General features: G+C 53.3%; 1 protein-coding gene. It reads right to left on the bottom strand.

The window, feature by feature from the left end; genetic code table 11:
• Positions 1–179: 179 nt before the first annotated feature.
• Positions 180–1013 carry a 4'-phosphopantetheinyl transferase superfamily protein gene (locus ABJ076_RS04670; protein ID WP_348190270.1) on the bottom strand — a complete coding sequence of 278 codons (834 nt, stop codon included), beginning with the start codon at positions 1011–1013 and terminating at the stop codon, positions 180–182.
• Positions 1014–1415 lie beyond the last annotated feature (402 nt).

The following is a 1415-nucleotide window of genomic DNA, read 5'->3' on the forward strand; positions in this document are numbered from 1 at the left end:
AGCATCAGGCACTTTCGGGAGGTCTTTTTCGGCTTCACATCCCGCCTCAGCTTCGGCCATGCTTACTGCAACCCCAGCGGCATCTCGCATCTCCCCACGAACGCATTCGGACCGCGCGGCGTTCGAATCAAACAACGCCAAGAACAAGACCGATCCAACGATAACGGGCAACCGACTCATCATTTCCATACGCATAAGCGGTCCCCCACAGCAGACCATCCAAATCGACGTGCATGAGATTCGAGAGGCATCCGGGCAGGACTTTTCCGGACACGGCAAAGGGCGGCAAGCGCATCTGGCGTGACCTCGCGGAATCTGTAGCGCAGCGCGCCAGATGATCCGCCACGCGCGACCACTGCCAGTGTATATCCCGGCACTGGCCGGGCCAGGCGGACGCTCCAGCCTTCCCCGTCGCCAGCCTCTGGATCGGCGGACAGAGACGCACCGATCATGAGAGATGGTGGATTAAGACAAACAGAAAAAGCATCCAGAGGAATCGACAATCCTCTTCCGACAGCTTTTGTATAAGCCTCTTTCACGGTCCACATCGCGAAGAAAGCCTCCCGGTGCGCTCGCCCGGTAAATCGTTGAAGACAGGCCACCTCATCGGGCGCAAAGACCTGAGCTGCCAGGTCGCCAACATCAACATCGCGGACATCTCCCTCGACATCGATACCAATATCAAGTTCCCAGGTGACCGCACAGCAAACGAGACCGCGTGAATGTGAGAGATTGAAGCGCAACCGACCCTGCTCCGGTTCCGCATCGACTTCCGGCTTTCCGTGACGCCCAATCCGGAAGACAAAATCCCGTGCTGAGATCCCGGACACGGCTTCGAGGGCACATCTGGTTAGCGCATGTGCACAAATGTAGCTCCGCCGGTCGTCTGCAAAATGGAAGCGCCTGGCCCTGATCCGTTCTTCATCGTTGAGAACCAGATCAAAAGACTGAAGATGTCCGCCGACTATCAAGTCAGGCCTTAGCCACCAGATCTCAACCTCATTCGCTCTCACGTGACCACCTCGCCCTTCGGTCGGAACGGCTGCCAGCAGTTGACACATCCAGATCACGACCTAGAATTGAATATATAGTTATTCAACTATCTTGAAGTGCGTTTTTTGTCCATCAGTTCGCGACCAGAAATTAACAATTTTTAGTTACATCACTGAAAATTTTGAAAATGAGCAGAGTCTCGTGGAGCGCCCGATCAATGCGCTTCACTCTCTATTTTTCATCAAAAATAAGGTCTCTTGTGCTGAGTAAAATATTATGCATATACTCGACATGGTTGCATTTTAAGAGTTTCAAATTGCCATGCAGAATCCTCGACACACCATTGAAATCGGCACCGTTAGAGCTAGCACTTCACACCTTTCCGGGACCGCTATTCGTTTGCTTCAAGAGGGAGCGGTGTT

This window comes from Nisaea sp. (genome assembly GCF_039990255.1).
In the GTDB taxonomy this organism is placed as follows: domain Bacteria; phylum Pseudomonadota; class Alphaproteobacteria; order Thalassobaculales; family Thalassobaculaceae; genus Nisaea.